Source organism: Microbacterium sp. HA-8 (assembly GCF_046111165.1).
GTDB lineage: Bacteria > Actinomycetota > Actinomycetes > Actinomycetales > Microbacteriaceae > Microbacterium.
Genome location: NZ_CP162025.1, coordinates 2,017,968 through 2,044,146, shown reverse-complemented (window position 1 = coordinate 2,044,146; position 26,179 = coordinate 2,017,968). Strand labels below are relative to the sequence as shown.

The window sequence follows — 26,179 nt, the reverse complement described above, 5'->3', positions numbered from 1 at the left end:
TTGCGCCAACCGTGCGCTTGCGATGTGGTCGCATGCACGCCTAGTATCCATATCGTGGGACAGGCTGGAGTCGTGCCGGGCGCGCAGGCGATCGCCCGCGCCGCGGCGCTGCTGCGGCTCGTGACCGCGGCGGGCGAGGAGGGTGCCGCGGTGCAGGACCTCGCCCGCACCGCCGGCCTGACCCGATCCACCGCCTACCGTCTGCTCACCGCGTTGCGCGCCGAGGGTCTGGTCGATCACGACGAGGCGAAGGCGCGATGGATGCCGGGGCCCGAGCTCTTCCTGATGGGCCAGGTGGCGGCATCCCGGTACGACATCACCGCCCAGGCGCGCGACATCGTGCGTTCGCTCGCGGTGCGCACGGAGGAGAGCGCCTTCCTCTCGGTGCGCCGCGGGGATGAGACCGTGTGTCTGCTGCGCGAGGAGGGCTCGTTCCCGATCCGCTCGTTCGTCCTGAGCGAGGGGGTGCGCTTTCCGCTCGGCGTCGCCTCGGCGGGGCTCGCGATCCTCGCCTTCCTCCCGCCCGACGAGATCGACGCCTACCTCCAGCGCCACCCCGAGCTCGCGGAGCGCTGGGGTGCATCCCACGATGTGGCGCGGCTGCGCACCCGCGTGGCAGAGACGCGCGACCGCGGCTACGCCGTCAATCCCGGCCTGATCGTGGCGGGCAGCTGGGGCATCGGCGCGGCGGTGTTCGACCGGGCGGGGCGGCCCGAATGGGCCCTCAGCCTCACCGGCGTGCAGTTCCGCTTCGATCCCGACCGCCTCCCGACGCTCGGGCGCACGCTGCTGGCGCACGCCCACCAGCTCACGACGCGCCTGACCCGCCCGCTGCCGCGGTGAGCATCGCCGCTCAGCCGGCGGCGAGCGCGGCGACGCGGGCGGCCCCCTCGGGCGCGAGCACGATCGTGTAGTGGTTCACGCCCGACATCCGCTCGTGGCGGATCTCGGGATGCTGGGCCAGCAGCCCCGCGAGATGACCCTCCTCGTACAGCCCCGGCTGCTCGTCGCGCAGCCCCCTCGGCGCCGTCAACAGCACCGCCGGGTGGGCCAGTCGCGCCAGCGCATCGCCGATCGCGGTGCCCGTGTTGAGGTCGATCGTGTCCTCGACCGTCGTGGCGTACGACGTCGCCGGACGCAGCGCACCGCCCTCGGGCACGAGATCGTACGCGAGGTAGCGCTCCAGCGGCTCCGACCAGTCGGCCGCGAACGCGGGATGCGCCCGCCAGAATGCGAGGTACTCCGCGACGTCGGCGAACCTCATGTGCAGGCGATCGGCGGTCGCCCCCAGAACGCTCTGCACGACCTCGTCGGGGGTGAGCCCCGGGGGTACGTCCAGCGGCAGTCCGCCGTCGACGAGCAGGAGGCGCGAGACGCGCGCAGGGTGCCGGGCGGCGAGCACGACACTCACGAACGCCCCCATGGAGTGTCCGACCACGACGGAGCTGCCGATGCCGAGGGCGTCGAGCACGGCGACGAGGTCGTCCGCGTGGGCGGCCATCCCCGCGGGGCCCTGCACGTCGCGGCTGGCGCCGCGTCCGCGCAGGTCCGGTGCGATCGCGCGAACACCGTCGGGGAGGGCGTCCACGACAAAGGGCCAGGCGAGGTGCGACGAGGTGATCCCGTGCACGAGCAGCACGTCGGCGGTGTGCGGGCCGACGGCATCCCAGATGCCGACCCGCAGCGCGCCACCGGCCACGGGCACGTTCATCGTGCGGTACGGGTGCCGCGACGCCCCCGCCGCAGCACCCGCCCGCGCCCCCGCGTCCGCGGCGGCGGCCCCCGTCGCCGCGTCGCCGCCCGCGGTCACCGGGCGCTCCATCCGCCGTCCATCGTGTACGACGCGCCGGTGACCATACCCGCCGCGTCCGACACGAGCCACCCGGCGAGATCGGCGACCTCGTCGGGTTCGACGAGGCGCTTGATCGCGCTCTCGGCGAGCATCACCCGCGCGACCACCTCGGACTCGTCGATGCCGTGCATGCGCGCCTGGTCGGCGATCTGCTTCTCGACCAGAGGCGTGCGGACGTAGCCGGGATTGATGCAGTTGCTGGTGACGCCGTGCGCTCCACCCTCGAGCGCGGTGACCTTGGAGAGACCCTCGAGTGCGTGTTTGGACGCGACGTACGCCGATTTGAAGGGGCTCGCGCGCAGCCCGTGCACGCTCGAGATGTTGACGACGCGTCCCCAGCCTCGGCGGTACATGCCCGGCAGGACGGCGCGGATCAGCAGGAACGGCGCCTCGACCATGAGTCGCTGCATGAGCCGGAAGTCCTCGGGCGCGAACTCGTGCAGCGGCGCCACCCGCTGGATGCCCGCGTTGTTGACGAGGATGTCGGCCTCGAGCGGGACGTCCTGCCACGACGTCGTCGCCGAGAGGTCGATCTGCCACGCCTCGCCGCCGATCTCGCGGGCCGCATCCTCGGCGGCCTCGCCGTCGACATCGGCCACGATGACATGGGCACCGCGCGCCGAGAGCAGTCGCGCGCACGCGCGGCCGATACCGCTCGCCGCGCCCGTGACGATCGCGCGCCGTCCTTCGAGGTTCTGCTCGCTCATGAGAGCTCCTTCCTGTGCCCGGGCGCGAGGGCGTTGTCGATGACGCGCATCATCGCGTCGAAGATCTCCGGCTGCAGCTGACGCGGCGGATCCCCCGCCGCGTCTCGCTCCCACAGCAGGAATCGCATCCCGATCAGCTCGCCGATGCCCATCAGCGACCAGGCCGTGACCTGCGGATCGAGGCCGGGATCGACATCGCCCGCGCGCTGCGCCGCGCGGAGCCCCGCCTCGTACCCCTCGACGATGCGCGTGTAGTGCAGCCGCAGCGTCTCGGGAGAGACGAACTCCGCCTCACGCACCACGCGGTACAGCGCCGGGTGCGCGGCCGTGAACCGGAAGAAGCCGGCAAATCCCGCCCGCTCGGCCTCGAGGCGGGACGACGCGCCCTGCATGGCCTCGGCCATCGAGTGACGTACGCGGCGGTTCAGATCGAGCACGAGGGCCTCGAAGATGGACTGCTTGCTGTCGAAGTAGAGGTAGAAGGTGCCGAGCCCGATGCCCGCCCGCTCCGTGATCCGCACGATGGAGGCCTCGTGGTAGCCGGCGTCGGCGAAGACGTGCTCGGCGGCCTCCAGCAGCCGCGCGCGCGTGGCCTCGCCCCGTTTCGTCAGCGGCCGGCCCGTCGCCTGCGACACCGGCTCGGGCGCCTCCTCGATGTGGTGGTCATGCAGGGTCATGCGTCTCCTCCTCCATGAGCCGAGCGGCCCGCTCCCGCAGCCTCGCGCGGGCGATCTTGTCGATCCCCGATCGCGGCAGTTCCGCAACGAGGACCGCGTGGACCGGCACCTTGAACGCCGCAAGATGGCGTCGGGCGTGCGTGAGCAGTTCGTCCTCCGACAGTGTGGCGCCGGGTCTCGGCACGACGAACGCGACACCCCGCTCGCCCCATACCCGATCGGGCGCGCCGACCACCGCCACCTCGCCGACCAGCGGATGACGCGCGAGCACCCGCTCCACCTCGGCGGGCGCGACGTTCTCACCGCCCGAGATGTAGATGTTCTTCAGCCTGTCCACCACCGCGTACACCCCGTCGGCGTCGCGATGCACCAGGTCGCCGGTGCGCAGCCAGCCGTCCGCGAGGGCACGCGCGGTTGCGGTGGCATCACCCAGGTATCCGGCGAAGACGCTGGGACCGCGAACCTGCAGCTCGCCGGTCGCGATCCCTGCGAGCTCCAGCCCTGAGCGCGGGTCGGTGATCCGCACGTCCACGTGCGGATAGGGCCGGCCGACAGCGCCGGGCCGGGCGGCGACCTCGTCCGCGGGCAGGTGCAGCACGTTCGGGGCGGCCTCGGTCAGGCCGTAGCCCTGGGTCAGGGCGACTCCATGCGTGGCCCACTCCTCGTGCAGGTCGGGGGGCATCGTCGCGCCCCCGACCAGAGCCAGACGCACGGAGTGCAGATCGGCGGCGCGGAAGGAGTCGTCGTCCGCCAGCATCCGGTACTGCGTGGGGACGCCCATCATGCAGGTCACGCCCCGCTCACGGATCAGCTGCAGCACGCGGCGCGGCTGGAACGACCGCTCGAGCACGACCGTCGCCCCCACCCACCACGCCAGCAGCGGCTGCACGTTCCAGGCCGCGACGTGATGCTGGGGCAGCATGGCCAGCACCACGTCGTCTTCGCGCACGGGCAGCGCCCCCGAGAGGGCGAGATTGTTCCAGAAGCAGTTGGCGTGGGTGAGCACCACGCCCTTCGGTGCCGCCTCGCTGCCGGAGGTGAAGATCACCAGCAGCGGATCGTCGTCGCGCACGGGCGCGTCGCCCGCCGCGCTCGCCCGCGCGAACGGCGGCACGGAGATCTCCGCACCCGTGGTGCCCAGCTGCCGCACGGCGCGGATCGGCCCCGCATCGCCCGCTTCCGCGCGCAGCGCGGCCGCGGCGAGCGCGTCGTACTCGTCGTCGACCAGGACGAGCGCGGGATCGCTGCGACGCAGAAGGTCGGCGATCTCGCCGGGTGTCAGCCGCCACGACAGCGGAACGAACGCCACGCCCGCGAGCGCGCAGGCGAAGAACGCCACGACGTGGTCGATCGAATTGCCCGAGATCGTCGCGATGCGCGCGCCGGGCCCGTACCCGGCCGTACGCAGGCGCGCGGAGAGCTGCCTCGCGCGCGCGGCCAGCCTGCCGTAGCCGATCGTGACGCCGCGATCGTCGATCGCGACCCGGTCCGGGGCGTGAGCCGCGCGATCGGTGAGCCAGCGCCCGATCGTGTGCGGCTCGTCCTGCGCGCGCGTGTCGGCCTCGGATCCCGGCGCCGCGATCACGCCTTCACCTCCACGGGCTCTTCGGCCTGCGCGTCGTCGGCGTCCAGGCGTCCGAGCGCCGTCGCGCGACGCCCACCGCGTCGCCGCCGCGCCCAGGCGTCGACCGTTCCGGCGACTCCGCCCGGCAGGAACATCACGACGAGGATGAAGAGCACGCCGAGGATGAACAGCGGCTCCGACAGAGGCACCCGCAGCACGTCGGGAAGACCCGCGACCGCCTCGGAGCCCGCGAGAACCGTCAGACGCTGATCCAGCAGCGTGTAGAGCACCCCGCCGACGATCGCCCCCCACCGGAACCCGACACCGCCGAGCACCACCATCACGAGCACTGTGATCGTGAGATCGGCCGACACCGAACGCGGCGCCGTGCCGGACTGCAGCAGCATGTACGCGACGCCCGCGAGCGACGCGCAACCGGCCGCAACGACGAAGACGGTGAGCTTGGCCGCGTAGGGCGAGAGTCCGAGCACCCGCACGCGCACCTCGTTCTCCCGCACGGCGCGGGTGAGGTGGCCCAGGCGTGATCGATCGACCCACAGCACCACGAGGTACACGAGCACCAGCACGACAAGGCTCAGCCAGTAGAGGTTGCGCGCGTTGATGACGCCGACGAGAAAGCCGGGCACCGAGTCGGTCTCGAGCCCGAGGCCCTCCTCGCCGCCGGTGAGCTGCTGGTTGCGGCGCACGAGCACGGACCCCGCCTGAGCGAAGGCGAGGGTGACCATCGCGAACGGGATGCCGGAGACACGCATGCTCACCGCGCCGGTCACCAGCGCGATCACGAGTCCGCCGATCAGGGCGACGAGGATCCCGGGCCAGAGCGCCATGCCCGTCTGCTCGAGCACGATGCCGAGACCGTACGCGCCGGCACCGAAGTAGAGGGCATGACCGAAAGACAGCATCCCGGACGTGCCCAGCAGCAGGTTGTACGAGAGCGCGAGGGCCGCGAAGACCATGCAGAGCGAGAGCAGGGCGAGGCTGCCCGGTGTGTACGTGGGCCCCGGAAGGACGCCCGGGATGCTGAGGTTCAGCAGCGGCAGGATCGCCAGGACGACGAGCCCGGCCACGCCCGCGGCGATCGGCAGCAGGGGACGCAGGGCCCATCGCGGGGTGCGGGTGTCGCTCATGCCTTCCTCCCGAGGAGTCCGCGCGGGCGCACGAGCAGCACGACCGCGAGCAGCGCCACGACGATGAAATCGCCCGTGCCGCCGAGATAGAAGTTGGCGAACTGCTGCAGCACCGCCACGAGGACCGAGGCGATCGCCGCCCCGATGAGGGAGCCGAGACCGCCGATGACCGTGACGATGAACGCGAAGATCAGCAGGGTCTGCCCGAGGTGCGCCGAGACGTAGCCCGTGTAATGGGCGGCGAGCACACCCCCGATTCCGGCGGCCGCGCCCCCGATCGCGAACACGAGGGTGAAGGAGCGGCGCACGTCGATGCCGAGCGCGGTGACCATCGAGCGGTTCTCGACGCCCGCGCGGATGATCATGCCGTAGCGGGTGCGGCGCAGGAAGATCACGAGGGCGGCGAGCACGAGGATCGCGGCGGCGATCAGCACCCAGTAGGTGTTCGGGATGCGGGCGCCGAGCACCTCGGTCGTGTCGCGCAGCCACGACGGGCCCGCGATGTAGATCGGATCGGTGCCCCAGATGCCCTCGAACAGGGCGACCGCGGCGAACGAGAGCCCCACGGTGACGAGCACCTGTTCGATGTGTCTTTCGTAGAGCGGGCGGATGAGGGCCAGTTCGGTCACGGTCGCGAAGATCGCACCGATCGCGGCGCCCACCAGCACCGAGAGGAGGAACCCTCCCCACGACGCGGTGTCCAGACGCCGTGCGACCTCCCAGCCGAGGAACGCGCTGAGGGTGAGGAATGCGCCGTGCGCGAAGTTGAGCACGTGCATCAGCCCGTAGATCAGGCTGAGGCCGGACGCGATCAGGAAGTACAGGGCGCCGAGGCCGATGCCGGTCAGCAGCACGAGGACGAGGGCACTCATGCGGCCGCCTCCGCGTGCACGCCGAGCAGCCGCCGGGTGAGCTCCTCGTCGTCGAGGATGCCGGTGGCCGAGCCCGTGTGCACGACACGTCCGCTCTCGATGACGATCGCATCTCCCGCCAGGGCGCGGACGACCTCGAGGTTCTGCTCGACGAGCAGGATCGGCACGAGGCGAGAGGCCTCGCGGAGCGCATCGGCGACCTCGCCCACGATCCGCGGCGCGAGGCCCTTGGTGGGCTCGTCGACGAGCAGGAGCCGGTTGTCGTTGAGCAGCGCCCGTGCCACCGAGACCATCTGCTGCTGCCCTCCCGAGAGCGTGCCGGCCGCCTGGCCCCGTCGCGTGACGAGGTCGGGAAAGAGCTGTGCGACCAGTTCGCGCCGCTCTTCGAGCCGGTCGGCATCCGCCGCGCCGCGCCGCGAACGGCGCTCGGCGAGGGCGAGGTTCTCGGCCACGGTGAGTCCCGCGAACACCTCGCGGTCCTCGGGCACGTAGCCGACGCCCCGCTGCACGATGCGATGTGTCGGAAGGGCGTCGATCCGCTCCCCCGCCAGTCGCACCTCGCCGCGACGGTGGATGAGCCCCAGGATCGCGCGCAGCGTGGAGGTCTTGCCGACGCCGTTGCGACCGAGCACGGCCGTGATCCCGGTCGCCGCGACGGCGAACGAGACGTCCTCCACGACCTGCTGACCCGCGATCGTGGCCTTCAGATGGGTGACGGTGAGGATCGGCTCGGGCAGTGTCGCCGCCGCGGTGCCGGCAGCAGCCGGGTGCGCCGCGCTCATGCCGCCGTCCCCAGATAGGCGCTCTGCACGAGCGGGTCGGCCATGACCTTCTGCGGAGTGTCGAAGGCGAGGATGCTGCCGGAGTACATCACCGCGACGCGGTCGACGAGCCCCATCAGCACATCGATGTGGTGCTCGACCATGACGACCGTCGCTCCCGACTCGCGCTGCATGTCGCGGATGTTCTCGACGAGGCCCGCGACGTCACCGGAGGCGACGCCGGCCATCGGCTCGTCCAGCAGCACGGTGCGCGCGCCCGCGACCAGTAGCACGGCGATCTCGAGCTTGCGCTTGTCACCGTGCGAGATGTCGCCCGCCGCGGCGTCGGCCTTGTGCGAGAGGCCGACACGATCGAGGGTCTGCCGAGCCGTACGGGTGGCAGCATCCGTCGGCCGGGGAAAGGTCAACAGGGAGTAGTTGCCGCCCTGCTTCGCCTGCGCGGCGAGCCGCACATTCTCGAGCACGCTCAATCGGGGGAACAGGCTGGATGTCTGGAAGGTGCGCCCGAGCCCCGCCCGCGCCCGGCGGGGTACCGACAGCGTCGTGATGTCGGCACCGTCCATGAGGATGCGGCCCGCCGTCGGCCGAACGAGGCCGGAGATCACGTTGAACAGTGTGGTCTTGCCGGCTCCGTTGGGCCCGATCACGCCGACGAGCGAACCCGGGGCGATCACGAGGTCGACGTCCTCGAGGATTCTCGCGCCGCCGATCTGCAGGCCCAGGCCCGAGATCTCGAGCGCGGGCGGGGCTGGGGTCGTCATCGCCCGATCACTCCGCCTCTGCCGGGGCGACCGCTTCGGCGTCGGCGGTGTCGACCAGTTCGGGCACGAACGAGCCACCGTCGGCGACGAGGCGCACCTGGTACATCTCCTGGATGAGGGCGTGGTCGCCGGCCCGCACCGTCGTGGTGCCCTTCGGGCCCTCGAACTCGTAGCCCTCGAGGGCTTCGATCATGCCGTCGACGGTGCCCTCGCCCTTGCGGATCGCCTGCACGATCATCAGCGCGGCGGTGAATCCATCGGGGGTGAACAGGTCGGGTGTGCCGCCCGCCTCTTCGACGGCCTCGATCATCGCGGTGTTGACCTCGGAGTCGTTCGCGCCCGCGAAGTAGTGGTTGAGGAAGCTGATCTGCTCGGACGCCTCACCGTATGCGCCGAAGGTCGCGGCATCGCCCAGGCCCGTGACGACGGGCACCGCGTCGAGGACGCCCTGCTGGCTCATCGCCTGCCACATGGCGCCGGACGTCGCTCCCGCCCATGCCACGAACACGAGGTCCGGTTCGCCCGCGACGACCTGCTGCGCGAACGGCGTGAACTCCGTGACGTCCTCGGCGACGAGCACCGCATCGACCGTGGCGCCCTGAGCGCCGAGGATCGCCTCGACGGCGGCCTGGTTGCCCTGACCGAAGGCGTTGTTCTGTGCGAAGACCGTGATCTTGCGCCCCTCGATGTCGTCGAGGAACGTACCCGCCGTGGCGACGTCCTGCGCGCTCTGGCGTCCGGAGCGGAACGTGTACTCGTTGATGCCCGTGAGGGCGTCGGCAGCGGCCGGGCCCGAGATGAAGAGCACCTGGTTCTGCGCGGCCTGCTCGGCCACCGCGAGGGCGACACCCGACGAGGCGCTGCCGGCGAGGATCTGCACGCCCTCGCCGATAAGCTCCTTCGCGATCGTCACCGCGGTGTCGGGGTTGCCGGCGTCGTCGCGGTAGTCGACCTCGATGGTCGTCCCGTCGACCTCGCCGGTGCCGTCGGTCGCGTAGTCCAAGCCCGCTCGGAATCCCTCGAGGTACTGCTCCCCGTAGCCCGCCAGCGGCCCCGTCTCGCTCGTGATGACGCCGACGGTGACCGATTCGGCGGCTTCGCCGTCCGTTCCCTCGCCTCCGTCGGTGCCGGCCTGCGGCGCGCACGCCGATAGGAAGAGGGCCGCGGCTGCCGCCGCCGAACCCCAGAGCAACTTCTTCGTAACGCGCATGTGCGTGCCTTTCGCCATTGAGAGGTGCAGGTACCTGAAACCCGATTCAGGTTATGGCGAAAGCGTAGATCGCGGGGCGCGGACGTGTCAACAGGCCGCGAACGACGAAAGGCCCTGGAACTGGCGAGAGTTCCAAGGCCTTCCTGGTGCACCCCCTCGGACTTGAACCGAGAACCCACTGTTCCCGTGTCGCCTGGCAAATATGAGTTCCGGCGGAGCCGAGTTCCCTGTGTTGGCGCGGATCTGCGCTGCTTCGCGGGGTGAAGTTCTACGGGGTGATTCGGGGGGTTTCGTGGACAGAACAGCTCCGCAGAGTGCCCGCAAACCCAGGTCGTGCGTTCTGGACGAACGTATCCCGGACAGTGTCCGCGATTGCCTGGAGCAGAGTCTCCAGTCTCACGTCCGGTGTCGGCACCTCGCAAGGCCTCCGTCTGGCTTATAGCCTCCGCACCCCGACGAGACTCCAAATCGTCGAGTCGAGACACGACGACAATCGAGGACTCCCTCACACAGTTGGGTATCGAGTTGCCCGTCCACGCAACGGCTCCGGCGACCTCTAAGCACCGGCGTCGTCGTGCGGCTTTGAGTGCGCCGCGGTTGAGGGAGCACCAGCTTGTCGGAGCGCGTCAGAATTGAACGACGACGACGCGGGTGGCTGTCAGTCTGATCGGACCAGGTCGGCGATCGACTCATCAATGTCGGCGGCGGGTGAATCCTGGTCACTTTCGGCGCTCGAAAAGTGAACGGTTGCGGGCAGTCTAGCTAGGTGTTTCGTCGGTGGTGGTGCGGATGCTGGGGAGGCTGTCGATGCCTCTGCCGCGGAGTCGGTAGCTGGCGCCTTTGAGGGTGAGGACGTCGGCGTGGTGAACGATGCGGTCGATCATCGCGGCGGCGACGGCTTGGTCGCCGAAGACGCCGCCCCAGCTGGAGAACGGCAGGTTCGAGGTCAGGATCAGTGACGCGTGTTCGTAGCGTGACGAGACCAGCTGGAAGAACAGGTTGGCGGCGTCTTGTTCGAACGGGAGGTAGCCGACTTCGTCGACGATGATCAGCCCGTAGCGGCGCAGCCGGGTGAGCTCTCGGGGGAGGTTTCCTTGCCGGTGTGCGTCGGTGAGGCGGGTGACCCAGTCCGTCGCAGTCGCGAACAACACCCGGTGCCCGTGGCGGGCAGCGACGATCCCGAGCGCGGTCGCGAGGTGGGTCTTCCCGGTTCCGGGAGGGCCGAGCAGGACCACGTTCTGCGCTTCGAGGAGGAACCCTCCCGAAGCGAGCGCCGCGATCTGCTGCCGAGTGGCTGGTTGCGCGTCCCAGTCGAAGTCCTCGAGGGTCTTCCGGCTCGGGAACCCGGCCGCTTTGATCCGTAGCTCCGCGCCGGAAGCGTTGCGGGCGCTCACTTCGCGTTCGAGGACGGCGGCGAGGTAGTCCTCGAACGACCACCCGGCGTCGCGTGCTTGGTCCGCCATCCGGGCTGCGGCCTCCGTGATCCGGGGTGCCTTGAGTGCGCCGGCGAGATAGGTGATCTGCTTCGCGACGTCGGTCTTGCCGGCCATCAGTTGCTCCCCTCGACGAGCCCGAACGCGCGGTCGTAGTCCGCGAGATCCCGACTCAGATCGTCGCCGACTGGAACAAGTCGCGGCTGCTGGAACTCGCGTCGTAGGACGGCCGCAGCTTCTCGATGCGCGGGGTCGGTGATCACCATTCCTCGCGCCCAGACACGGGTGTGGTCGGCGATGATCCGTCCATCGAGGCGGACGCGGACCCGGTCCAGGTCCGCGGTGACCTCGACGATCCTGCCGATCGCGCGCGGGTCGACGGAGTAGTCGTTCGTGTCGATGCGGACGTAGTAGTCGCGGCCGAGCCGGATCCGGTTCCGCCAGCCCAGATGCAACGGGATCGGCGGCAACGGCAACATCGCCGCCAGATCCGCAGGCAGCAGCGAGATCGGAGAGGTGGCCAGGGTGCGCACCCTCCGCTGGTTGGCGACTCCGAGCCAGTCGGTGAACTGCTCGTTGAAGTCCGCGGGCGAGGCGAATGACCGGCCCGGCATGAACGATGTCTCGAACCAACCGTTGCGGCGTTCCACGATCCCTTTCGATTCCGGATCTCGCGGCGGCAGCAGCACGAGCTTGGTCGCGAGGGTTCCCATGAACGTGTCGACTCCGTCCGCGTGACGGCGTCCTCGCCCGATGCCGGGCTCGTTGTCCCAGATCAGCCGACGCGGAACCCGGCCGAGCTGCTCGATCAGCTGCCAGGTCCCGAGCAGCAGATCCTCGGTCTTCCGCGTCGGGATCATCACTCCCGTCGTGAACCGGCAATGCGCCGGGGTGATCACCAGCACCGGCAACAGCTTCGCTGTCCCGTCCTCGAGCGGGATCTTCTTCGGCGGGAACCACAGATCGCACTGCGCCGCGTCCCCCGCCGCCCACGTGATCCGATCCGCGGGATCGAGACGCTGCTGCTCGGGCCGCAACCGCTTCACGTTGTCACGGAACCACCGGATCGAGCCCGTCCACCCGACCCGCTCCGCGAGCACCGTCGCCGGCATCGTCGGCGTCTCCAGCAGCAACGCACGCACCCGCGACTCGAACGGTGTGAACGACGTCGGCGCCGCTGTCCGCTCATAGTGAGGCGGCGATTCCGAGTTCACCGCCTTGATGACCGTGGTCCTCGAGATACCCAACCGCTCAGCAATATGCGCCTTCGGCACGCCCTCGCCGGCCAGCCTCCGGATCAACGCCCAGTCCTCCAAAGTGATCACTCTCCAATCGTTGAGTGTTCACTTTTCAAGCGCCGCTACTGTCCAGTTTTCGAGCGCCGTCGACAATCAACGTCAACTGTGCGAATCCCCGCGGCTCGAGCGGTCCGCTCTGGGTCTGCGGGGGATGCCCTGGAAGAACCAGAAGTTGACGCCGTCCAAGCCGCGCCAGCCGATCTATGGCCATGCCAGGCGGGGAAGTAGATGACGTTTCGGCCGGGATCGGTCATCCCAATGCGCGGCACCGCCGCGAGACCAATGAGGAGTCCTAATGACCATCCGAAACTTTCGCTTCATCGGCCGCGCGTACGTTTGTCGAGGGTGCGGCACGTCCATCACCACGCCAGCGAGCTTCCGCAAATGCCCAGTGTGCGGCATTCGTATCAACTGACCGCGCACACCGATCAGTCGCCCAGATGACATTCAACGCGAATAACCCATGGCGGTGTGCTGGGCAACGGTCGACCGTGCCGGCCCAGGATCGCGCCGATCACCGCCGTTCCGGAAGGTGGTCCGGTCGTCCATGGCGTGTCACCGTCTGTGAAGACGACAACCACGTCAGGTCGGGGTCGCTCGGTTTCCACGGCTCGCAGACCGATCCGCAGGTCGGTTCCACCCGCGCCGACGAGTCGTGCGTCCCGCGCGCGTCGGACCCGCTGCACGGTATGCACGGCCGCGTCGACGGAGTAGACGGTGACGTTCGCGTCGGGTACGCCGAGGGCGGCGATCGCGCCGTCGACCTCGCCAAGCGCTAGCGCGAGCAGACCGTCGTCGACGCTGCCTGACGTGTCGACGATGATGGAGAGTCGCGGCACGGGTCGATGCTGGCCCGGCAGCACGATTCCTTGCACGCTCGATGCACGGCGTGACGGCCGCCGATAGGTGAAGTCTCCGCGCCCGGCTGCCCACCCGATGGCGCGGCGCACCGCGCCAGCGAGCAAAGGCTCCCACGGCACGCGAGGTTCGAGGGTCGAGCTGATCCACCGAAGCGCGTCTCCGGGTTGATCGCCGCGCCGGCGCAAGTGCGCGCGATAGTCGATGGCGACTTTCCGTCGGATCTCGGCGGCGTCGAACCCGCCGACCGCACCCACGTCCGCGTCTGCGGGCAGCTCATGGCGCCGCGGCAGCCCGTCTGCGCCGCTACCGCAACCGTCATCCGGATCGAGTTCGCCCTGGGGCTCGTCGCTCCCGACTGGCAGACCCGACAGCTTGGCGAAGTATTCCTCGGCGGAGAGCCCGGCTGGCATGCGAAGGTCAACCGCCGTGACGAGTCTTGTCGGATTGATCTGGTCGGGTGCGAGGGTATGTGACACGGTCGCGTCGGTCGCCTGAGCCCAGGCAGAGAAGCTCGCTCGATCGACTCTCTGGTCGCGTGCGCGTGCGGCGTGGTCGGCGAGCAGGTGCCAGCACACATGTGCGAGCTCGGCGGCCACCACGCGCACCGAAGACTCCGCGAGCCACCCCGGGTTGATGTAGATGCGCCACCAGCGATCGCATGTGAGGCGCTCGACCTCACTATCGGGCACCGGGATAAGGGAGTAGAGGGCGTGAGCGAGGTAAGGCAGATCGCGGGGACCGCCGTCGCTGGCACCGTGCGGTACTTCGCTGATGAGCCACAGCTTCGCGGCCGAGAGCTTCTCCAAGTTCATCGACCCATACCCGACGAAGTCGGAAGTAGCCCGGCGAGGGCGAGCGCGGGGGCGAAGACCGCAACGCTCGAGGGCACGGCGGCACCCGCCGGGCGCAGGGTGGGCCGCATGAGCGCACGCACGACCGGTACCGCCGGATCGATGCCCACCTGCTCCGCCGCCTTGGCCGCGACCTGGATCGCCGCCTCCCAGCGCTCCACGGTCGGGTGTCGCGAGTACGCGGCGAGCACGGACTGCAGTACGACGTACACCCGGTCGACCCGCACATCCTCGAAAGAAGCCAGGGACGGATCATCAAGCAGTTCCTCCGGATCAACGAGATCGTTTGCTGCCGACCACCGGCGGTACTCGTGCGCTGCGGCGTCGCCGACGCACCCCGCGACGAGGATCCGCCTTACCTCGTCATTGGCGCCGACGGCGCGCGCAAAAGCGGCGAGACGAGCCGCGTAGTCCCATGTCCGGGGCGTAGGAAAGGCGCGGCCGCGGTCCGTCGCCGAGCTGGGGATGACGCTCAGTTGCGACTCGCGCACGCGAAGGAAACCCGCGACGCGCACACGCTCCTCACCGAGCAGACGGTCAAGATCCAACGTCGGCGCGTGAACCGGGAGTGCCGGCCAGTGGCCGGTCACCATGCCCTCGGCGAAAACATCAAGGGGCATCCCCCAGTCCAGATGGACGAAACGTGACGCTGTCGGAGCCGCGAGCTCCCACCCCGCCGCTGCGACGTCCGCGGGGTTCGCAGCAGCCACAAACGATACGGACCGCGGAAGCTGAAGCGACCCAACCTCGTAGTGGGTGAGAGGGCGCAACGCCGCGGCCTGCAGCGATGGTGACGCGGTCGAGAACTCATCGAAAAATGCGATCGAGCGCCCCGGGTGTGCTGCGAGGCGTTTCGCCCAAGCGGGCGGGGCAAGTGTCACAGAGCCGTCTGATCCGACCACAGGAAGCCCGGCGAAGTCTGAGGGTTCACTGTGCGTGATGATCACCGTCTCGACATGCCAGCCCTGCTGGACGGCGGATTCGACAACGGCCGTCTTGCCCTCGCCAGGATTTCCCCACAAAAGCACCGGGATGCGCGCACTAACGCAGATCCCAAGCGCCTCGAGCGCATTGTCGTAGTCGGTGCGTGTGTGGAGGCTCATGCGGTGTTCCTGTCTCGTCGTATGGTGTCGGGTCGGTGTGGCGGGGTCCCCTCGCGACGCTCCGTTGCCCTCGGGTCTGCATCCCGATCAGTGAGCTCGGCGACCGTGGTGATGCCATCGGATAGGGCGCGAAGCACTGCAACCCTCGTCCCCAGGATGATGAGGAGCACGCCAAGCTCTGTACGGTCGACGGACCTCACACCCGCGCGGTTAGCGGCGGCGACCAGGGCATCGATTGCGGGCCCTGACGGTTTCGTATACTCGACGCCGTGTCGTGCGATCACCTGGAAGTGGGCTGTCGTGGGCTCGCAGCCCACCGACGCCCATGCCGCGATCGCGGCTCCCGTCGCTCGTACTGGCCGCTTCAGCGCGGCGGCGGCCAGCGGCACCGTAGTCGCAGAGATGCCTGCGTCGAGGGCCGTAAGCACGTCATGTTTGGGAAGCCCGAGATCAAGCCATTCGCCCCATTCGCGCGGATCAGTCGATCGACCAGAGCGGTCGACCCACGCGAGCCATGCTGCGGTGTCCGCATCCGGTCTGTGATGCAGCACGCTGGCGATCCACGCCAGATCTGTGTTGCCGTATACCACCCCGAGGAAGTACTCAGTCGGCAGTGGTCCGCGCACGATTTCTGCAGCAGCCGCCAGGACGGGAAGTTCCCTGGGATGGATGCCGGCGAGCCAGAGTTCCGACACCCCTCCGGCTTCTCGGACGAGACTGTTGGCGGCCGGGTGCGAAGCGACCGGCGAGTCGATCGCGATCCAAGCCTGCCCGGCCGCAGCGATGACAGCGGCGAGCTGCCAATGCGGTGCGCCGTATAGGCGTGCAAGGTGCGCAGTTGATCTCGCGTGCGTGGCCGCAGCGGCGGCGGTCGGAAACGCTCGCGATCGACAGCAATCGGATACCTGCGATGCAGTCGCCAGTCGCCAGTCGCCGCGCTTGTCGCGCCGCAACGGCGAACGGGCACGACGGACAACTGCCCCCAGAGCCTCCCGAACGGCTGGGATCGTAGCGTCCACGAGGTCCAGGCACGATGTGTACCCCCCGAAGGCCATCGCGATACGTTCGGCGTCCAGGTCGTGGGGAGTCTCGACGGTCCAGTCTGACCGAATCGTAACCGGATGTGTCCCGCCGCGATTTGCCACACGGCTTGTGCGGCATTCGATGGCGAACGCTAGCGGTCGACCTCCCGGTGCGGGAGCAAATGCGGCGTCGAGCTCGCGTCCGTTCATCCGACCCCTGCCTTGCACCGTAGTCGGCGTCTCCGACATGGGGAGGACCGATCCCGGCAAGCGGCTCCGCCGTCATGCTGCCGACGCGAACCCGGCCGCACCCCGCAGTCCGTCTGGGTCGGCTTGCTGTGAAGCGCCCTGTGAACCAATCCCTGAGAAATGAGGTCCGGCCGGTAACGCTCAGGTACCGACCGGACCTCATTCCTCAGGGAGCGCCAGGGGCCGTGCACCGTGAGTCGATTGCCGTGGCATGAGCGTGCGCCCGCGTCATCGATCGCGGGTCGGGTTGCAGTGAGAAACGGATCGCTTTGCAGCGCACCGTGCGTCACCGTCGTCGCGGCACGGAGGTCCGGGAGCCGCACCAGCTCCTGAGCGGGCCAGCTCAAGTCGTGCTGACGCGTATGCGGCGGTTTTGAGGCCCAGCTTGAACGAACGGACAGCACCGGCGTTCGGTTCGGTCGCGCTCTCAGTGCAGGCGAAAGGCGCTCGGACGATCACGACCCCCGATGCCGAACTTGCGTGCCCCGAGGTGGCTAGCTGCCCCGACCCCGGTGCGTGGTGAGCATGCCTCTATGATCATGTGGCGAGGGAGGAGAATCTGTGGAATCGACCGCGCCCGCCCACCTCCCGCATAGCGAGGACACGACCAGGCTCCTGTCTGTCGTCGACCAGCTGCCGATTCGCACCCGGGAGCGCGCGCGCCTCATCGCGGCGCTCGGGCTTCAAGCCCATACCGAATGGTCTCGTGTCGAGGTAAAACTGGAGGCGTCTGAGCTAGAGGGTCTCCGCTGGTCCGGGCAATTCACGACACCGCACGATCTTGCGCACGTATGTGGGGTCGCCCAGACAGTGGCACGCGCGTATGGGGCGGACATGGTGACGGTTGCGCACATCGCGGTCGCTCTCGCTGTGTCGTCCCGGCAGGCCGCCGACGCGGTCTCGCGCTGCGTCGGGGTAGTCACGGAGGCATTTCATCTGGCGGAGCTTGAGGGCTCGCCCTCCATTCTGAATCGATACCTAGAGGAGATGGAGCTCGCAGCGACAGCGGACGCGCACGAGGGAGAGATTTCCTTCGGCTACGTCGAACCCTGGTACCGGATGCAGCTCATCGCGCCCTGGGTCGATCCCGTTCTTCGAATCGCCCTCTGCATCGCTCTGGCGACACTTGCTGCTCGATCCGGCGCGTTCGTCGCGTGGCCCATCGCGTTCGCAGTGCTGGTCCCCCTGCGTGACAGCGCGCTCGTCGACGCTCCGGGGATCACTCGTCTCCCCCTAGGCTTGCGAAGTCGCTGGCCGAACCTCATCATCCTGGCCAGCGTGGCGTCTCTGTTCCGACTCTGGCCCGTCGCGGAGCTCCTCGTGCTGTCGCACGTGGTCCTTGAGGTCGTGGCAATCGTGGGCGAGGACATACAGGCCAGATCTGCTCGCGCCTATGGGCCGGCGATGAAACGAAGCGGCGACGCGCGCCACGCCTATATCCGCGCCCTCCGGCTGCCGATGCGATATCCGATCCGGGATCGGACGCTGCGAATGATCGCATTGCTCGCGATAGGCATCCCAATCTTCTTGGGTGTCGCCGAGGTATCTCCGGCATGGCCTGCTTTCGCCGCACTCTATGTCCTCGTCGCACTCGGGCGGACCTTTACCGGAGTCCTCTACGCGGCGGCCCTCGTCATCGTCTTCGGCATCGCTCCGACCCTTCCCGTCCTCACAATCGTCGTGGGAGTCGCGGCACGCCTCCTCAGCGTGTACCTGCGACGCATCACTCCCCTTCCGGTTGCCGCCCCGGTCTCCTTCCCTGGCGTGCGGCCGCTCTCGGGAGCCCTCGTCGTCCTGCGCGCACGTCGCCTCGTTCAACTCGGGCAGGCAGCCACTGCCTCGCGCATGCTCGATGCGTGGATCGCGTCGCTCTCGGAGGGCCAGCGCACTCGCGCCGCGGGCGTACAGATGCTGCGCGCCTGGGCGCTGCTCGAGGCGGGGCGCGCCGCTGCCGCGTTAGAGCTCCGCGATGAGTTTCCTCCCAACGAACCGCTATTGCGCACCCTCGTCGTCGCCCGGGCCTTTCATCAGCTCGAGAATGTGGAGGGAGCGCAGCTCGGCGCCAAGAAGCTCATCGAAGGGATAGCGAAAGCCAACCCTGCGCTCCGCACGAATATCGCACTTTTCCTCGCGGAAGTCGATGCTAAAGCCGGGCGGCCTGTCGGAATCGTCGGTCTCATCCCGACAGCCCCGAGCAGACGCGCACTGGTGCCCGCTATCCGGCTGCTCAGGCTCGCTGGCTCCAGCCTGATCGACGAGAATCCAGCGCTCGCCGACAGGCTACTGACGTCCGCCGCGATTCTCGGAACCACTTCCCGCCGGAGCATTTCCGAGGGAACGCTCGTCGAGCGAGGCGGCACCCCCCAGGTGCCAGAAATCGAGGCGGCGCGCGCTGACGTCGCCATGCGGCGCTGCGCGTTCCTTGCCTCGAACTCGCTTCCGGCGCAGGATTTCGAACAGTGGCGGATCGGATGCGAGGCGTTGTTCAGGGTGGGCAGTCCGCTCGAAGTTGCCGTCGAGATGTCGGCCATGGCCGACGCCCTACGAGATCGACCGGAGTATCGACGGGCGTCGCTGGATTGCCGTGTCGATGCCCTTGCCACGTTGAACTCAACCCGACACGACATGGCCCTGCGATCTGACCGAGTGGCCTGGTGGAGGGTGTACGCGCCCGCGCTTCATCAGACGATGACCGACGCGTTTCACGGCAAGGATTGGAGGCTCCTCGCCGAGCTCATTGAATCCGCTCGGGTTCAGGGCGACCCGCGCGGAGCGGCGACTGGAAGCACTCCGCCCTACGTGCGGGTCGCGGGACATTCTGCGTTGGAGGAGAGCTTCTGGCAACGGCCCGACACCGTGCCGCTCATTTACGATCTCGAAGCCGGCGCTTCCACAGTCCTCGGTCCAGGTTCATGGTGGTGGTCTTCCTGGAGTGCGCAGGGCTTCATGTACTGGACGCTGGTACGGCCTGGAAAGCCCGTCATGGGCGGGAGGGAAACGTTAGGGGCGATTTCCGCCGCACTCGCCGCTCTGCGGGACGCCCTTCCAATCCCTCTCCCGGGCGAGGACCCGGACGACTTCGCCGTGCGCACAGCGGAGAGCGTCTTCCTCACTGGACCGATAGCACACGAACGAGACCTCATGCGCCGGCTCGGTGCCCTGATTCCGCTCCCTGTGCGCGAGGCGATCGAGCGCGCGGCCCCGGTCAACCTGGTCATCGCGCCAGCCGTGGAGTACGGTCACGTCCCCTGGGCGGCCGTCGTCATTGACGGCGGCGATCTCAGGCTTGTAGAGAGCGCCCGAATCGCGATAGCCCCGCCGATCGCTCTCCTGGCGGATATCGCGGCGCGCTTCGCCGTCACGGAGCTGACAGTTGAGGCCATAGCCGGGAGCGATGCAGAGGCTCCGGCGGCACCGGTCCGAGGAGCGGTCATCGACCCCGGCGGCGATCTCCCGCAGGCACGGATGATCGTCGACTCCTTTCCTTCCGATGCACGGGTCCTGACCTCTGCGGACGATCCCTCCATCGGCGATGTGACCTCCCTGATGGACCGTGTCCCGGGCGACAGCACCTTCGTCTTCGCCGGTCACACGACGATCGTCCGAACAGACGACGCTCGTGCGGCACTGTCGCTAGGAGGCCCGGACGAGTTCAGACCGGACAAGGTGATTGCTCTTGATGCGCCGTCAGGGGGTCCTGTCTTCCCGCGCACAACACTGCTCCTCGCCTGCGGCAGCGGCGATCTGCAGAACACCACAGCCGGGGAGTGGTCGACCCTGGGCCCCGGCGTGCTCTGGTCGGGGGCGACCCGCGCGGTCGTGACATCGTTCCCGATCGTGGACAGCGCCGCAGCAGATCGGCGGCTGGTGGAGAACCTCGGAACAACGCCTGTTCATCGCGCCCTGCGCCACGCCCAGCTCGCACAACTCGCCGAGTGGCGTGAGACCCGGGGTGAGAGAGGTGCCCCCGGGGAGTGGGCCGGTCACATCGGCATCGGGAGCTTCGCTGCGCGTCCGATGATGGCAGCCCACACTGAACGCTCCGTGCGCAGCTGGGTGGACTCTTCCGTCTTTAAGCTTTTGGACAACGCAGCGCACATCGCCTCGTACCGCCGAGAGGACGCGATCACTGTCCGTGATCTCTGGGATGCCGTGCACGCTTGGGGGTGGGACGCCTTATGGGTACGTGCGCGCTCTCCGTGGCGCCGCCTCGGACTCCACATGTTCCTCCGCCTCCGCGTCGGCCGCGCGCTCAACCGGCCGGTCAGCGGGCCCCTCGCGGGGATCGACGCCGAGACCCTCGCGGTTCTTGCCGAAGCATCCAGGATCGCTCTCGTCCATCACCATCAAGTGCTCAACGTGGATCATGTCGCTGCCGCGTTGCTCCGACGTCCGGGGACGACAGCGAGGGTGAGCAGAGCGCTCACCGGACGCGACACGAGGCGGTCAGAACCCCTCGCTCTTATGCTCGAGCTGGATCATCCGGGCTGGGAACACACGGGAATCCCCCCGCTGACGTCGCTATCACATTCAGCCGCGCTCAGCGTCTACGAAGCAACGGGCATCGATCCTCAGACTCGTCCCGAGCGATGGTATTTCACCGATCGATCGCTGTGAGCCGCATTGCGACCGGCAGGTCTCCAGATGAGGCGGGCATCTCGATCAACGCTTCTCCATCGCCGGGTAGGTCGACCAGTTGCGAATACACCTCTCCCGATTCGAATCGGACAAGGACCATGACGGGGCCTTCATGGCCCAGAGAGATGAGGCGCACACGCCACGTTCCCTTGAGCCTCGTCACCGTCGCGCGGATCGCAAGGCGAGGGTCCCTTCCCGCGAAGGACGCGGCAGCACTCGGCGTCGGACCGCCCCTGAGCGTACTCGTCGACTCCGAGAGAACTAGCCACTCTAGATCAATCTCATCAACTGCCGTGGCGACCGCCCGCTCCGCCCGTGCGTCCTGATCGAGCCCGACGGCCAGCCGTTCGAAGGCGAACGGGAGTATCAAAGCAGATTCCTCTCGGATATCCCGGGCGCGCCTCGACGACACGGCATAGACGACCGCCCTCACAGATCGCACCTGGTCCGCATCCAGGGCGCTGCGTCCGCCGGACCCGTAGAGGTCTGAGTAGACGGATACGAGGGCGCCGATTCCGCTGGCGACAGCACAACGAGCGACGAAGAACTCATCGACCGGGTCGTATTCGAAAGCCGCAACACGGATCTCGCCGTCGACGTCCACCCTGGCATAGAGTTCGCCCGGTTCGATCGGGATGGTGACCAACGCGGCAGGAGCGGCGGCCGTGACGATTACGACGGGCTCGTCGTGTGAAACGTCGACCGCCCAGCTGATGCTGTCCTCGCCGTTGGAGAGCTGGCGTGGGTGCACAGCCGTCCAGTCAACGGGTCCACTGCCCTCGGTGGGACCGTGGACTGCACTCGTCGTGAGCGCGAAGACCTCCTGACGAAAGCCACGCAGGCTCTCCTTGAGATCAGCGAGGGAGCGCTCCACCGCGTCGTGGACCGCCAATTCGACATCCGAGGCGACAGGACTCGTCGAGTCGGGGGGCACGGTCCGCAGAGCGGAGCGAAGCGCATCGACCGAACTCGCCAGAACGTCCCCGCCGGGCGCGTCCGGATCCATAAGGTCCGCCGCGGCGAACGCCGCGCGCTGCACAACACCGGCGACCGTACCGGCCGTGAATACGGCAGCCAGTTCGGCCGGGTCGGTAGACCGCACGATGTCGGCAAGGGCGGCGGCCAGGCGCTCATGCTTGCCTTTCAGGAGGGCGACAGCGACGTCATCGCTGCCGAAAAGTACTTCGGCGCGCGCCGCCAGTGCACCCAGCTCTGCGTCTACGAGCCACTCTTGAATTGGTCCGCCGTACACACCGGGGGGCGCCCACCTGCGAAGCCAGAATCCGTAAACGAGACGCAGGGCAGCTTCGACGAGCTCCTCGTCGCGAGGCGAGACCGCCACGATACGTGCCTCTGCATTGTCGTCCTCATCGATCAGGGCAAGGGCCGCGGCCACGTCGTCGCCGAACACGAACGGCACCCACCAGGCGGACGCATCGAGATCAGATATCAGGGCGGCGAGCCCCAAGTCGGGCGCTCCCACATTGACCTCGATGAGGCCGCCAGCTACGGGGAGGACCTGGCTCAGGACGCCTCCGCCGGGTACAAAATTGTCGGGCGCAATCCGCAGTCCACCTTGCTCACCACGCCCGACGACGACGCTGCGGACAATCATGATGCCTCCTCCCGTGTCTCGGTTCCGCGTGGCTTCTCCACTACGCCTTGCGCGCGATCCTGGCGACTTTTCCTGCGTGCGCGGACTTGTTCTCGCGCTTGAGCATACGTCGGTAGTTTTCCAATTTCCTCCGTCCGCACGGCGCGAGCTTGCGAGGCATCGAACGGTCCCTCTTCTGACTCCCGGCGAGCCGCCCGGAGCGCCGCGACCCCTAGGACCCAGCTCTCCCACACGTCCGCAGGTTCGGCCTCCAGGGTCGCGTCTACACCGCGACCAGTCATCGCCGCGACCACGGCTTCCACGCGCTGCACGCCCGCGCGTGCCGCGCCGAACCGCAGCACAACACTCATGCTCCCCCGGGGTTCGCCCGACAGGCCAGCGCGCAAGTCGTGCTCTTCCTGGATCTCCTCTCCCGCGTGTTCGAGGTTGTCGGTAGAGACGAAGCCCATACCCTCGCGCGCGATGCGCATGCCGAGTTCACTGACATGATTCGCCGACGACTGCAGCGCCTTGACCACGTGCCACCACAACTCTGCGGGCGTCGCGACCATGTGACCGTCGTAATCGGTACGTGACAGCCGTACCCACAGCCGCCCCACGAGGTACTCATGTGGGTTCTCGATAAAGTCCTGCGCATCGGAAAATGCGACGGCACCGTTGCGAGCGACCTGCGCGGACACGGCTCCAGCATTGCGCCAGCAGGTCGCGAGGTACGCAATTGCACCCGGCGGCAGCTTTCCCGAGTTTCCGCGTCGATCGACGGTGACCCCCAGGTATGCAAAGGCTCCGATTGTGAGTGCAGATCGCGCCGCGTCGCTCCCCAGGCCGAAGGTTTGAGCCGAGACGCGCGCCGCGCGCTCGAGCCCGTCCCACGCAGTAGGAGTCAGATCGAATGGATGCGGCGGCTTCCGGAGGACTTTGCCCAGCCGTCCGCGCAATGTGTCATCGAGCGGGCGATATGCAGATGCCGCGAGCGACCAGTGCGCCTCGTCAGCCGCGGAGTCCTCGGCACGGTCGAGCGCCGGCTGTGCGGGCGATGCCCCCAGAGTGAGTTGAATGCCGCGCGGGCCGATCGAGCGTGGAAGTCGAGGATCCTGGGATAGGCGAGTCCACGCCTCGATGACCTCGGTGGAAAAGTGGTCGCGAACGGGCACGAGATCTGCGCAGAATGCGGCCAACTGACGCTGCACATCGCGCGCGTCCGCGCCGCCGAGTTCTTCGTGCTCTGCGGCGCCGTCCCACGCCTGGTCCAGGATGCGCTCCAGATCCTCTCGCACCCCCGGGTCCGCAAGCAGACGATCGATCTGGAACACCGAGAAATTGCCGGTGCGTAGAGTCAGTCGCGCGATGACTTCCTGCGCTGACTCCTCGTCGGGCGCATTCGGGCTGTCCGATTCCTCCCAAGCAGGAACGAAGAGGCCCTCCACGGCGTCGGGGAGGAACCGTTCGTCCTTCGGCAGAAGGTAATAGGCATCACGCAGGGCCTTATGCCAGCGAGCCGTACGGTCGAGACGGTCGGATACGGCGATCAGTTGTCGAGCCGCCTCATCCGCGATGACATGAGATACCTCGGCGCGCTGTAACTCGGCTTTGATCTCCCTATCAAAGATCCGTGTGAACAGCGTGCGTTTCACACGATCGGTCGGCACTCCGCCGCTCGTCATCGGTCGGTAATCGCGGGCTTGCACGCCCAGCGCAGCCCACGCCTCGACGATCACGACAGCACTCAGAGGCACACCGCACCTGCTCCCTGGATGTGCGAGCCTCACCCATCGCGGGCCCTGACATTCCCGTCCCGATCGTACCGAAGTCGTAGGCTGCTCCCGCGAACTCGACGCGGCATTCATATCAATTGGCACTGACTTCCTCGATCGATATCGGCCATTTATCAAGATCGCCGATCCCGATGCACCCACGACGTACGGAGCGCGAAGAGGCTCTCGTCCTTCAGGAGGATCACCGATGAGCAACCGTGACACCTTCGACGAGTTAAGCCTCATAGGGGTCGCGCTGCCGACGACGACCGCGCCGCGTGGTACAGATCATCAGCAACGAGGGAACTCTCTGCGGTTCACCACCCGCTGTATAGTCGGGCGTCGGGATGACACCCACTGGCTGTCATTACGCCTCGCCGAGGAGCGGCTGAATGCGTTCCCAGGCGGGCCTGAGGAAGCCGAGCGAGCGGTAGCTAAAGATCTCCCTTCGAATCGCTACCCGATCGTCCGCCTCTCTGGCGACGTCGAAGAGCACCGCGGCCGAGATGACTGCTTGGAGTTCAGATCGGCTGGCGGACCCATTCTCCAGCCGGGACACGGTCGCGCCTCCTGTAGTGGATTGGGTGCGCGAAAGTCGCTCCCGGAGAGAAGGTTCGGCGAGTCCACGCCGAGCGGCCGAGGCGATCTGCACGCCGAGCCTCTCCGTCCACTCCGCCTGTGCCGGCAATACCCCCACGAGCGAATCCCACGCGACGCGACCGAGCTCGGCCACAGGGGACTCTACCGGTTTGACGACACGGGTCGACTCGGGCCGCGGTCGTGACACGGGTGGTGCCATGGCATCCTGCGCCTGTCGTGCCGCCCTGTTCACTAGGTCCTCCAGTCCAGTCACTTGAGCGGGAGAGAGCCGGGAGAACCCCCCGGGCGAGCCGATGGCCGCGCGCGTCCCCGACGACGACGGAGGAATCACGAGGTAGTAGCGGCAGCGCTCGTCGTCATCCTCGATCTGGTCGACGTATCCGACGAGGAGCTTGTCCCCTCCCCCGATGAGCTTCAGCGCAAAGTCTGACTCCGTATTGCGACGATTCTCATCGTCGCGGATGAGCCGCCGCTCACCGCGATCCTTTCCCCATGTGACGTCGGTGTGCACGACGTCTGTCTCGACATCGGGGTGCAGCACCAGCGTCCCTGAGAAGTCCAGCAACTGCCAGCGTTTCCCACGGTCGGTCATCGAGAAGGTCGCCGACCGTGGGGTCGATATCGCATTGCGGCCGCGCGTCTGCAGCAGTGTTAGCAACGCCCTCACTGCCGGATCGACCGTCTTTCCGTAACTTCGAACGGACCCGACCGGTGATCGCGTACGTCCGTGAAGCCACTCGGCCATGAGTACCAAGGAACGGAGTATGGCCCGCTCGCGCATGACGTCGAGCACATGATCGCGTCGATGGAAGATGTTCTCGGTATCGAGCAGCATGGCCGCTCGCCTGTCGTCCGTCGGCAGCGAGTGAGGCACGTCGGACACTCGCTTTCTCACAGGGGAATTGGCTGCTCCGCAGCTGGCCCCAGAGTTGTCGGTCGATCGTACCGAACTCTCGCAGCCGCCCTGAGCGCGTGCAGATCAACCGTTGCTTCGTCCCCGCGTCGGGTCGGCATCTGGATCGGCACACTTACATACGACGGAGGTCACGAGATCCTCAGCAGCGTCCGCGGCCCCAGCGCGAAGGCTAGGAGGCCGATTGAGGTGGTGTATCGGGACCATACGGCACCGGTCGTCCTGTGGAAGGGCGACGGACTTCGGCGACACCACCGCATGGTCTCACT

At 68.0% G+C, this 26,179-nt stretch carries 19 protein-coding genes; 2 read left to right on the top strand and 17 right to left on the bottom strand.

Going from position 1 to position 26,179, the window contains the following annotated elements; all coding sequences use genetic code 11:
* Positions 1-54: 54 nt before the first annotated feature.
* Positions 55-843 (top strand): IclR family transcriptional regulator, encoded by a 789-nt coding sequence (locus AB2L57_RS09700; RefSeq protein ID WP_409046966.1) that lies wholly within the window; start codon positions 55-57, stop codon positions 841-843.
* A gap of 10 nt (positions 844-853) precedes the next feature.
* On the opposite strand, the gene AB2L57_RS09695 is transcribed toward AB2L57_RS09700, so the two are convergent.
* The 14 genes from AB2L57_RS09695 to AB2L57_RS09630 all read right to left on the bottom strand — a co-directional run bounded on the left by AB2L57_RS09695 (position 854) and on the right by AB2L57_RS09630 (position 15,814).
* Positions 854-1,810, bottom strand: a complete 957-nt coding sequence (locus tag AB2L57_RS09695) for an alpha/beta hydrolase (RefSeq protein WP_409046965.1) — start codon at positions 1,808-1,810, stop codon at positions 854-856.
* Positions 1,807-2,559 (bottom strand): 3-hydroxybutyrate dehydrogenase, encoded by a 753-nt coding sequence (locus AB2L57_RS09690; RefSeq protein ID WP_292812051.1) that lies wholly within the window; start codon positions 2,557-2,559, stop codon positions 1,807-1,809. Before AB2L57_RS09690 ends, AB2L57_RS09695 begins: the two co-directional genes overlap by 4 nt.
* Positions 2,556-3,236, bottom strand: a complete 681-nt coding sequence (locus AB2L57_RS09685; protein ID WP_409046964.1) for a TetR/AcrR family transcriptional regulator — start codon at positions 3,234-3,236, stop codon at positions 2,556-2,558. Before AB2L57_RS09685 ends, AB2L57_RS09690 begins: the two co-directional genes overlap by 4 nt.
* The gene (locus AB2L57_RS09680) at positions 3,223-4,821 is read right to left on the bottom strand and encodes a class I adenylate-forming enzyme family protein (RefSeq protein ID WP_409046963.1); all 1,599 of its coding nucleotides are present in this window, start codon (positions 4,819-4,821) and stop codon (positions 3,223-3,225) included. Before AB2L57_RS09680 ends, AB2L57_RS09685 begins: the two co-directional genes overlap by 14 nt.
* Positions 4,818-5,948 (bottom strand): branched-chain amino acid ABC transporter permease, encoded by a 1,131-nt coding sequence (locus AB2L57_RS09675; protein WP_409046962.1) that lies wholly within the window; start codon positions 5,946-5,948, stop codon positions 4,818-4,820. The genes AB2L57_RS09680 and AB2L57_RS09675 overlap by 4 nt, the downstream gene beginning before the upstream one ends.
* Positions 5,945-6,820, bottom strand: coding sequence for a branched-chain amino acid ABC transporter permease (locus AB2L57_RS09670; protein WP_292812041.1), 876 nt, complete (start codon positions 6,818-6,820; stop codon positions 5,945-5,947). Before AB2L57_RS09670 ends, AB2L57_RS09675 begins: the two co-directional genes overlap by 4 nt.
* Entirely contained in the window at positions 6,817-7,602 is a 786-nt protein-coding gene (locus AB2L57_RS09665) for an ABC transporter ATP-binding protein (RefSeq protein ID WP_292812039.1), read from the bottom strand. Before AB2L57_RS09665 ends, AB2L57_RS09670 begins: the two co-directional genes overlap by 4 nt.
* A complete protein-coding gene (locus AB2L57_RS09660) occupies positions 7,599-8,363 on the bottom strand; it encodes an ABC transporter ATP-binding protein (protein ID WP_292812037.1) in 765 nt (254 codons plus the stop codon). Before AB2L57_RS09660 ends, AB2L57_RS09665 begins: the two co-directional genes overlap by 4 nt.
* 7 nt (positions 8,364-8,370) lie before the next feature.
* Positions 8,371-9,573 carry a substrate-binding domain-containing protein gene (locus AB2L57_RS09655; RefSeq protein ID WP_409046961.1) on the bottom strand — a complete coding sequence of 401 codons (1,203 nt, stop codon included), beginning with the start codon at positions 9,571-9,573 and terminating at the stop codon, positions 8,371-8,373.
* A gap of 758 nt (positions 9,574-10,331) precedes the next feature.
* Positions 10,332-11,123, bottom strand: a complete 792-nt coding sequence (gene istB / locus AB2L57_RS09650) for an IS21-like element helper ATPase IstB (RefSeq protein WP_409046913.1) — start codon at positions 11,121-11,123, stop codon at positions 10,332-10,334.
* Positions 11,123-12,331 carry an IS21 family transposase gene (gene istA / locus AB2L57_RS09645; protein ID WP_409046890.1) on the bottom strand — a complete coding sequence of 403 codons (1,209 nt, stop codon included), beginning with the start codon at positions 12,329-12,331 and terminating at the stop codon, positions 11,123-11,125. Before istA ends, istB begins: the two co-directional genes overlap by 1 nt.
* Positions 12,332-12,732: 401 nt before the next feature.
* Positions 12,733-13,977 carry a DUF2201 family putative metallopeptidase gene (locus AB2L57_RS09640; RefSeq protein WP_409046960.1) on the bottom strand — a complete coding sequence of 415 codons (1,245 nt, stop codon included), beginning with the start codon at positions 13,975-13,977 and terminating at the stop codon, positions 12,733-12,735.
* Positions 13,974-15,119 carry an AAA family ATPase gene (locus AB2L57_RS09635; protein ID WP_409046959.1) on the bottom strand — a complete coding sequence of 382 codons (1,146 nt, stop codon included), beginning with the start codon at positions 15,117-15,119 and terminating at the stop codon, positions 13,974-13,976. Before AB2L57_RS09635 ends, AB2L57_RS09640 begins: the two co-directional genes overlap by 4 nt.
* The gene (locus AB2L57_RS09630) at positions 15,116-15,814 is read right to left on the bottom strand and encodes a hypothetical protein (RefSeq protein WP_409046958.1); all 699 of its coding nucleotides are present in this window, start codon (positions 15,812-15,814) and stop codon (positions 15,116-15,118) included. Before AB2L57_RS09630 ends, AB2L57_RS09635 begins: the two co-directional genes overlap by 4 nt.
* A 1,137-nt stretch (positions 15,815-16,951) precedes the next feature.
* On the opposite strand from AB2L57_RS09630, the gene AB2L57_RS09625 reads away from it, so the two are divergent.
* Positions 16,952-21,007, top strand: a complete 4,056-nt coding sequence (locus AB2L57_RS09625; protein ID WP_409046957.1) for a CHAT domain-containing protein — start codon at positions 16,952-16,954, stop codon at positions 21,005-21,007.
* Here the strand turns inward: AB2L57_RS09625 and AB2L57_RS09620 are convergent.
* The 3 genes from AB2L57_RS09620 to AB2L57_RS09610 all read right to left on the bottom strand — a co-directional run bounded on the left by AB2L57_RS09620 (position 20,988) and on the right by AB2L57_RS09610 (position 25,790).
* On the bottom strand, positions 20,988-22,643 hold the full coding sequence (locus AB2L57_RS09620) for a hypothetical protein (RefSeq protein ID WP_409046956.1): 1,656 nt from the start codon (positions 22,641-22,643) through the stop codon (positions 20,988-20,990). The genes AB2L57_RS09625 and AB2L57_RS09620 overlap by 20 nt on opposite strands.
* On the bottom strand, positions 22,640-24,361 hold the full coding sequence (locus tag AB2L57_RS09615) for a hypothetical protein (protein WP_409046955.1): 1,722 nt from the start codon (positions 24,359-24,361) through the stop codon (positions 22,640-22,642). The genes AB2L57_RS09620 and AB2L57_RS09615 overlap by 4 nt, the downstream gene beginning before the upstream one ends.
* 403 nt (positions 24,362-24,764) lie before the next feature.
* A complete protein-coding gene (locus AB2L57_RS09610) occupies positions 24,765-25,790 on the bottom strand; it encodes a hypothetical protein (protein WP_409046954.1) in 1,026 nt (341 codons plus the stop codon).
* Positions 25,791-26,179: the final 389 nt, after the last annotated feature.